Source organism: Bacillus cereus group sp. MYBK14-1 (assembly GCF_051916885.1).
GTDB lineage: Bacteria > Bacillota > Bacilli > Bacillales > Bacillaceae_G > Bacillus_A > Bacillus_A cereus.
The window spans coordinates 51,169-58,569 of the sequence record NZ_JBQAHM010000018.1 but is presented as its reverse complement, the minus strand read 5'-3'; the positions used below and the strand labels follow the sequence as shown (position 1 = coordinate 58,569).

Here is a 7,401-nt window from a genome sequence, read left to right as displayed (position 1 = left end):
GTTCATCCTGAGCCAGGATCAAACTCTCCAATAAAGTTAGTTTGTCTAGCATCTAAAATAAAAATTGACGTTTCACGTTGTTTGTTTCGTTCAGTTTTCAAAGAACTACTTGGCCGCTCATTTGCGACTTCCTTATGTTAACATTTTCGTTTTTCGATGTCAACTAAGTTTTTTAATTTATTTTTGTCGTTTTCTGCGTTTCCACATCAGCGACGGTTATTAATTTAACATATACAAACTATTAACGTCAACACTTTTTAATAAAAAATTCTTTTTCTTACATAACGAATACATTCTTCTGTGTTAGCTACTCTCCGGAATAAACAGAAAATGATTTTATATCTTTCTTCCATAGCTTTTTTTACAACTTCATGAATACGCTCATCTTCAAAATCAAATAAAAGTTCCTCTAATTCTCTCTTCAATATGTATTCCATTTCTTTTCTCTCTTCTTTTGTCAACATCAGCCCAAGCAAACAATCACCTCAATAATTCCTTACGCAACAATAAACGTTCCGCTCATTTTCAATTATCACAATCCTATCATCCATTATATCCACTACTTACGATATTAATCCTTTGTTCTCTTTTTTATATTTCCAGCATATATGTAACTGAAAAGGATTGGACAAAGGGGCGTAATATTATGTTTTTCTTTTTTATTACGAGTAAGAGAAATTTTAAACACATTAGCTTAATAGTGATACTGTCCTTATTTACAGCATGGCTACTCTTTTTAAAAACATATTCACATGAATCTGCTTTTTCAACTGCTACAGGCCCTAAAGTAATTTACAAAGGAGACACCGCTAAAAAGCAAGTTGCATTTACGTTTGATATTAGTTGGGGAGACAAAAAAGCAATTCCAATCCTAGATACTCTTAAAGAAAAAGAAATTAAGAATGCAACCTTCTTCCTTTCTGCTGCATGGGCCGAAAGACACCCCGATATTGTAGAGCGAATCATGAAAGATGGACACGAAATCGGTAGTATGGGGTACAATTACACATCCTATACTTCTCTAGAGACAAATGAAATAAGACGAGACCTTTTACGAGCACAAGATGTTTTTACGAAACTTGGTGTAAAACAAGTCAAGCTGTTACGTCCACCTAGTGGCGAATTTAACAAAGCAACCCTTAAAATCGCAGAATCACTTGGATACACCGTCGTGCATTGGAGTAATAATTCAAACGATTGGAAAAACCCAGGTGTAAATAACATCGTTTCCACTGTCTCTAATAATTTGAAAGGTGGAGATATCGTGTTATTACACGCATCCGATTCTGCCCTTCAAACAAATAGAGCTTTACCGCTGCTCCTGCAAAAAATAAAAAGTGATGGATATGAGCAAATATCCGTTTCACAACTTATTTCCAACACAAGTACGAAAAGTGAAGATGTGAAGTAGCTTCTTCCCTACTACTCTTCACGCATAAAAAGCTCTACTACCTTTCAAGAAGGTAGTAGAGCTTTTTTAATCATACCATTTACAACATTATAACTGATGTTGTATAAAACCTCTCTATTAAGCTGATTTACTTGTTTTTCCGATTAAACGATGTAATACAAGTAATTGATATGCATTACATAACAATAGCGGTATAACCATTAAATATAACCAATCTGTATCATTAATCCGAAGCGCCGGTACCCATTCAAGGATCGTTACAACAACCATAAAGAACAGAGCTGGCACAAATGCTTTTTTATTTGTTTCTTTACTTTTTACATAAGCAACAATTGCTCCAAACACAAATAACATTCCAGCAACAAGTATATTATTCCCTAACGAGACTTCCCCATTTGCAATAAGTACAGATCTTAAATACACAAAATCAAATAATACGAATGCAATAAAGAAGAGCTGGACTGCATTCCATAAAGAAGATGAGCGAAACATCCCTAGTCCAAAACGGTGGATTGTTAAATATGCAAAGAATCCCATTTGACTTATAACACTAAAAATAAATCCTACACCCATCAGCCAGAAAGATACTGCTAAAATCTCCTTACCGTCGAAATTTTGAAAAAATTTATTGTACTTGTCCCACTCCAAAACAAAACCAATAATAACTGTGCTAATCCCACCAAGAAACAACGTCGTTAAAAATAGTCGTACCCACTTGCGGCTATTCACAACACATCCCCCATTATCCTTATATTTCTAATTAAATTGTATCAATGACAATTTCAAAAAGCTAGCCATGTTCATGTATAAATTCCTTAAAGATATTTATATTAAAAAGAGAGAACTGTGCTGAAAGGAGTTCCAACTTATGAAACGGATGCTATTCATTTTCGTTTCTTCTTTTCTACTTATCGCACTTGCAGCATGCGCACAAGGAAAAGAAACGAAATCCGAACTAGATTACGATCAAACAAAGAAAATGATTGTTGATATTTTAAAAACAGATCAAGGTAAGAAAGCTATTCAAGATGTATTAACTGATGAAAAAATGAAACAAGCACTCATACTAGATGAAACAGTAGTAAAGAAAACGATTGAAGATGCCATGGTATCCGATAAAGGGCAACAATTCTGGGAAAAGCTCTTTAAAGATCCTGAGTTCTCATCAAAATTTGCTAAAAGTATGGGGAAAGAACAAACTCAATTAATGAAAACCTTATTAAAAGACCCTGAATACCAAGCAGGCGTTATAGAAATTATGAAAAATCCTGAAGTAGAAAAAATGATGTTACAAACAATGAAGAGTAAAGAATACCGTCAATATCTACAACAAGTACTAACAGAAACTGCTGAAAGTCCACTCTTCCAAGCCAAGATGATTGATATCATTAGTAAAGGTGTGCAAAAAGCTGAAAAAGGCGGATCTGGTAAGAAAGAAGCAGGCGGTGACGGTGGTTCTCAAGGCGAGAAGAAGGAAGAACAGTAAAAAATAATAACTATAATAACGAGTGGACAATTTATATATTGTCCACTCGTTATTACTTTATCTTGCTATTAACAGACAAAATGGACCCCTCTAATTAAACGAAAGGTTTACTAGCAACAAAAGCCTTATTGTTGTCAGTAACAGGTGAACCCCACTGATTAAAGTTTCACTTTATTTTTGTGTAACAGCTGTTTTATCAATTACTGTTTCAGCTATTTTACTATAAATAATGCCCGTTGTATGTGTATCTTCATATACTGAAGGAGCAAAGTCTTCTTTATTCCAATCGGGTTGTTGCAGTGGAATACGACCAAGAACATTCGTTTGTAATTCGGTAGCTAACTTATCTCCCCCGCCTTTTCCAAATACATATTCTTTCTCACCAGTTACCTTACTTTCAAAATATGCCATATTCTCAACAACACCAAGAATACTATGTTCAGTGCGCAATGCCATCGCTCCAGCACGCGCTGCTACAAACGCAGCTGTTGGATGAGGCGTCGTTACAATAATCTCTTTGCAAGATGGCAACATTGAGTGCACATCTAACGCAACATCACCTGTGCCTGGTGGCAAATCTAGTACTAAATAATCTAAATCGCCCCATTCTACTTCTGTGAAGAAGTGGTTTAACATTTTCCCAAGCATAGGTCCTCTCCAAATAACTGGTGCATTATCCTCTACAAAGAAGCCCATTGAGATTACCTTTACACCTAAACGTTCCACCGGAATTATCTTGTCACCTCTTACGATAGGACGTTTTTCTATCCCCATCATGTCTGGCACACTAAAACCGTAAATGTCCGCATCAATAATACCAACTTTTTTTCCTAAACGAGCTAAAGCAACTGCAAGGTTAACGGAAACAGTTGATTTTCCCACGCCACCTTTTCCACTCGCTACTGCTAAGAATGTTGTTTTTGAATTAGGTGACAATAAAGATTCACTTTGCTCTTCTTCTTGTTCCGGTGCAAACTGAGCCAATTCCTCTTCTGTAAATTCTGCAAAACGAAGTCCAACTGTTGCTGCCCCAAGTTCTTTTACTAACTTTACAATTCCAGACTGCAACTGCATTTGTTCCGCTGTACCGGTTTTTACGATTGCAATTTTAACACTCACATGTTCCTTCTCTGGCTTGACTGTTACCTCTTTAATTGCACTTGTTTCTTTTAATGTTTTATGTAAAAACGGATCTACAATCCCTTCTAACGCTTCAACCACTTGCTCTTTCGTTACCATAATTAGCCCAGCCCCCTGTATGAAAAATAACGTAATGTTAATTGAATTTATCTCTGCGTATTCTTGAAATAAATGCGTTTACATTTCCAGTATAACATATTTTCCGAAAACTTCGTTAACGAGAGAAGCTCAAAAAAATCCTCCTTATTCTGGAGGATTTCCTTTTTCCGTGAAATAACGTAATATACCACGGTATATTGCAGCTGCTACCTTTTGCTGATATTTCTCCGAATTTAACATATACCTTTCGTTCACATTCGATAAAAAGCCGGCTTCAATTAAAGCACCTGGTGTTTTAGAATACTTTAATAAATACACATGCGAAATTGTCTTAGCAGAACGATTCGTGTTCTCTAAACTTGTTCTCAATTCAGCCTGTATAAATTTTGCAGCACGTTCATTTTCAATCGAAGAGCGGTAATAGAACGTTTGTGCGCCTTTCGATCCACTACTAGTTAAAGCATTTAAATGAATACTTGCAAAAAAGTCTACATCAGGTTTATTGATGATTTCTACACGTTTTTTTAAATCCTCTGCTTTACGTCTACTATATGACTTTGTATCTTTGTTAGCTAAATCATAATCTCCCTCACGCGTTAAAATAACTAGTGCACCTTGTTCTTGTAAATAGTCTTGTACCTTTTTTGTAATTTCAAGCGTAATATCCTTTTCTATAATATCCTTTCCACCAACAGCCCCTCCATCTGGTCCACCATGCCCAGCATCTAATACAATTACTTTCCCTGATAAGGGTAAATTCCAAGCTCGCCACGATTTTGTAATTTGAAATTCTTGCTTGACTAAAAAAAACAATACAACCGCAGCGAGTGCAAAAGAGATAATTCGAATTCTCTTCATACCTTTCCTCCTCCAGCTAGTCCCTCTAATTACTTATATGGGACAAGAGGAAAGTTTATGCTTGTCTTAATGAAGCTTTAATCGATATCTTCTTTCACCTTTTTCATACCCTTCTTGCCACCACAATCCTATAAACTGCTGACAAGATTCAAAAAGTAATTCCTCATCTTTCAACTTTATTTCTCGCATAGTCATACTCGTTAAAAATTGAAATAGCGTTTCAGTTAATTGTTGTTCTTCTTCTAAAGCTCTATATTTCACATCAAAAAACGATTCACCATAATAACCAAATTTACTGTATCTCGCTCCTAATAAATAAGATTCTATCCCTAATTCAATACAGTAATCTTCATACTGACGATGAAGCTCTTGCATTTGAAAGGCATCACGAATATTTGAACGCAATGTTTTTAATGATAATTCCCGCAACATCTTCCGCTCGTATTTTAACTGCTTTTCTTTTTGTTTTTCTTGTAAGCTGACAATGACATTCATAGTACTTATAAACCTCCCTAATACGTATTAGTCTAAACTTCTAAAGAAGAAGCATACGCGCGGCGGTAGCACTAAAATATTCCAAGCTATAAAAATTGCAAAAGAGGAATGAAACATAAAAAAACCCCAACCAAAATGGTTGGGGTTTGTAGTTCGCAAAAATTAACGTTTTGAGAACTGAGGTGCACGACGTGCGCCTTTAAGACCGTATTTTTTACGCTCTTTCATACGTGCGTCACGAGTTAATAGACCTGCACGTTTTAGTGTTAGACGGTATTCTGGATCAGCTTTTAATAAAGCGCGAGAAATACCGTGACGAATAGCACCAGCTTGACCAGTGTATCCACCACCATTTACGTTTACAAGTACATCGTAGTTACCTAAAGTTTCTGTTGCAACTAGAGGTTGTTTCACTACTTCACGTAATGCAGCAAATGGGATATAGTTTTCAAAATCACGACCGTTAATGATAACGCGTCCTTCGCCTGGAACTAGGCGTACGCGCGCTACTGAACTCTTACGACGTCCAGTGCCATAGTATTGAACCTGTGCCAAAGTAAGCCCTCCTTTAATTAATTATCCGCGAAGTTCGTAAACTTCTGGTTTTTGTGCTTGGTGTGGATGCTCTGCTCCAGCATACACGTTAAGTTTCTTAGAAACTTGACGGCCTAAGCGTCCTTTTGGAAGCATGCCTTTAATTGCAAGCTCTAACATTTGTACAGGGTAGTTTGTACGCATTTCAAGAGCTGTTCTTTGCTTAAGTCCACCTGGGTGGTTAGTGTGACGGTAGTAAATTTTATCGTTTAATTTATTACCTGTTAAATGAATTTTCTCAGCGTTAATAATAATTACATGATCACCCGTGTCAACGTGTGGTGTAAATGTAGGTTTGTTTTTACCACGTAAAATGGATGCTACTTCACTAGCAAGGCGACCTAAAGTTTGACCTTCAGCATCAACCACATACCATTTACGCTCAACTTCGTTAGCTTTTGCCATAAAAGTCGTACGCATGTGTTTCCCTCCTCGTTATCTTTTCCATAGAAAAAATCTATTGTTTATCTTAAACACGATTTCCTTCCGGGGCTAATCGTGGTTTTAGAAACAATACCATATGTTATGATATACTTTTGAGTTTCTAATGTCAAGCAAATGTTACACCAGGATTAGTTGTTATAGTTTACCTCCCATAAGTAAAGCCCATGACCTGGAGCCATCTTTCCAGCAAACTGACGATTTTGTTTCGCTAAAATCTCTGGAATGCTATCAGGATCAAGCTTTCCTTGCCCTACGCTAAGTAACGTACCAACAATAATTCTGACCATATTATATAAAAATCCATTACCTACAAAACGAAAAATTATTTCATCATCTTGTTCAATTAACTCGATTTCATAAATTGTTCGCACTTTATCTTTTTTGTCAGTTTTTGCCGAACAAAAAGAAGTAAAATCATGCGTTCCAATAAAATAAGGAATTGCTTTTCTTATAGAGTTGATTTCGAGCGGGTATGGATATTGATATACGTAATTTCTACGGAATACATCCGCAGTCTTTGATAATAATACACGATAACGATATTCTTTTTTCTCAACACCGTAACGTGCATGAAATTCTTCTGTTTTTTTCTCTACTTGCCTAATAACAATATCATCTGGCAACATTGTGTTTAAAGCATTACTCCATTGCCACTCTTCAAGAGACAAAGGAGTATCAAAGTGTATTACTTGTCCTTTTGCATGAACTGTAGAATCTGTTCTACCAGATGCCTGAACACGAACAAGTTCTCCCTTATGCAATTTCTGCAATGCTTTTTCTATCTCCTGTTGAACAGTACGATGGTTCGGCTGAATTTGATAACCACAAAAATGCATGCCATCATATGCAACCGTACATTTTATTCTATCCATTT

General features: G+C 36.1%; 10 protein-coding genes. 2 read left to right on the top strand and 8 right to left on the bottom strand.

Going from position 1 to position 7,401, the window contains the following annotated elements; translation table 11 throughout:
• Nucleotides 1–257 precede the first annotated feature (257 nt).
• Complete coding sequence (locus ACTFR3_RS27405; RefSeq protein WP_000901147.1) at nucleotides 258–476, bottom strand: hypothetical protein; 219 nt, start codon at nucleotides 474–476, stop codon at nucleotides 258–260.
• A 170-nt stretch (nucleotides 477–646) separates the two neighbouring features.
• On the opposite strand from ACTFR3_RS27405, the gene pdaB reads away from it, so the two are divergent.
• Nucleotides 647–1,411: a polysaccharide deacetylase family sporulation protein PdaB gene (gene pdaB / locus ACTFR3_RS27400; protein WP_000464703.1), complete on the top strand. Its 765-nt coding sequence runs from the start codon at nucleotides 647–649 to the stop codon at nucleotides 1,409–1,411.
• Between the two features lie 117 nt (nucleotides 1,412–1,528).
• Here the strand turns inward: pdaB and kbaA are convergent, their stop codons facing one another.
• Nucleotides 1,529–2,140 (bottom strand): KinB signaling pathway activation protein KbaA, encoded by a 612-nt coding sequence (gene kbaA / locus ACTFR3_RS27395; RefSeq protein WP_001088527.1) that lies wholly within the window; start codon nucleotides 2,138–2,140, stop codon nucleotides 1,529–1,531.
• A gap of 139 nt (nucleotides 2,141–2,279) precedes the next feature.
• Between kbaA and gerD the strand changes: the two genes are divergently transcribed.
• Nucleotides 2,280–2,897, top strand: coding sequence for a spore germination lipoprotein GerD (gene gerD / locus ACTFR3_RS27390; protein ID WP_000827295.1), 618 nt, complete (start codon nucleotides 2,280–2,282; stop codon nucleotides 2,895–2,897).
• A gap of 171 nt (nucleotides 2,898–3,068) precedes the next feature.
• On the opposite strand, the gene ACTFR3_RS27385 is transcribed toward gerD, so the two are convergent.
• The 6 genes from ACTFR3_RS27385 to truA form a co-directional block, all read right to left on the bottom strand.
• Entirely contained in the window at nucleotides 3,069–4,136 is a 1,068-nt protein-coding gene (locus ACTFR3_RS27385) for an Mrp/NBP35 family ATP-binding protein (RefSeq protein WP_000256628.1), read from the bottom strand.
• 144 nt (nucleotides 4,137–4,280) lie between these two features.
• The gene (gene cwlD, locus ACTFR3_RS27380) at nucleotides 4,281–4,994 is read right to left on the bottom strand and encodes an N-acetylmuramoyl-L-alanine amidase CwlD (protein WP_000822439.1); all 714 of its coding nucleotides are present in this window, start codon (nucleotides 4,992–4,994) and stop codon (nucleotides 4,281–4,283) included.
• 66 nt (nucleotides 4,995–5,060) lie between these two features.
• Entirely contained in the window at nucleotides 5,061–5,489 is a 429-nt protein-coding gene (locus ACTFR3_RS27375) for a DUF2521 family protein (RefSeq protein WP_001101005.1), read from the bottom strand.
• A 162-nt stretch (nucleotides 5,490–5,651) separates the two neighbouring features.
• The gene (rpsI, locus tag ACTFR3_RS27370; protein ID WP_000079986.1) at nucleotides 5,652–6,044 is read right to left on the bottom strand and encodes a 30S ribosomal protein S9; all 393 of its coding nucleotides are present in this window, start codon (nucleotides 6,042–6,044) and stop codon (nucleotides 5,652–5,654) included.
• Between the two features lie 21 nt (nucleotides 6,045–6,065).
• Complete coding sequence (gene rplM / locus ACTFR3_RS27365) at nucleotides 6,066–6,503, bottom strand: 50S ribosomal protein L13 (RefSeq protein ID WP_001260793.1); 438 nt, start codon at nucleotides 6,501–6,503, stop codon at nucleotides 6,066–6,068.
• Nucleotides 6,504–6,655: 152 nt separating this feature from the next.
• Nucleotides 6,656–7,399: a tRNA pseudouridine(38-40) synthase TruA gene (gene truA, locus ACTFR3_RS27360; protein ID WP_002164804.1), complete on the bottom strand. Its 744-nt coding sequence runs from the start codon at nucleotides 7,397–7,399 to the stop codon at nucleotides 6,656–6,658.
• Between the last annotated feature and the right edge of the window lie 2 nt (nucleotides 7,400–7,401).

Excerpts from the sequence above, each read along its gene's own strand:
- ACTFR3_RS27375 (WP_001101005.1), bottom strand. The coding sequence starts at position 5,489 with ATGAATGTCATTGTCAGCTTACAAGAAAAACAAAAAGAAAAGCAGTTA.
- gerD (WP_000827295.1), top strand. The coding sequence starts at position 2,280 with ATGAAACGGATGCTATTCATTTTCGTTTCTTCTTTTCTACTTATCGCA.
- truA (WP_002164804.1), bottom strand. The coding sequence starts at position 7,399 with ATGGATAGAATAAAATGTACGGTTGCATATGATGGCATGCATTTTTGT.
- cwlD (WP_000822439.1), bottom strand. The coding sequence starts at position 4,994 with ATGAAGAGAATTCGAATTATCTCTTTTGCACTCGCTGCGGTTGTATTG.
- pdaB (WP_000464703.1), top strand. The coding sequence starts at position 647 with ATGTTTTTCTTTTTTATTACGAGTAAGAGAAATTTTAAACACATTAGC.
- ACTFR3_RS27385 (WP_000256628.1), bottom strand. The coding sequence starts at position 4,136 with ATGGTAACGAAAGAGCAAGTGGTTGAAGCGTTAGAAGGGATTGTAGAT.
- rplM (WP_001260793.1), bottom strand. The coding sequence starts at position 6,503 with ATGCGTACGACTTTTATGGCAAAAGCTAACGAAGTTGAGCGTAAATGG.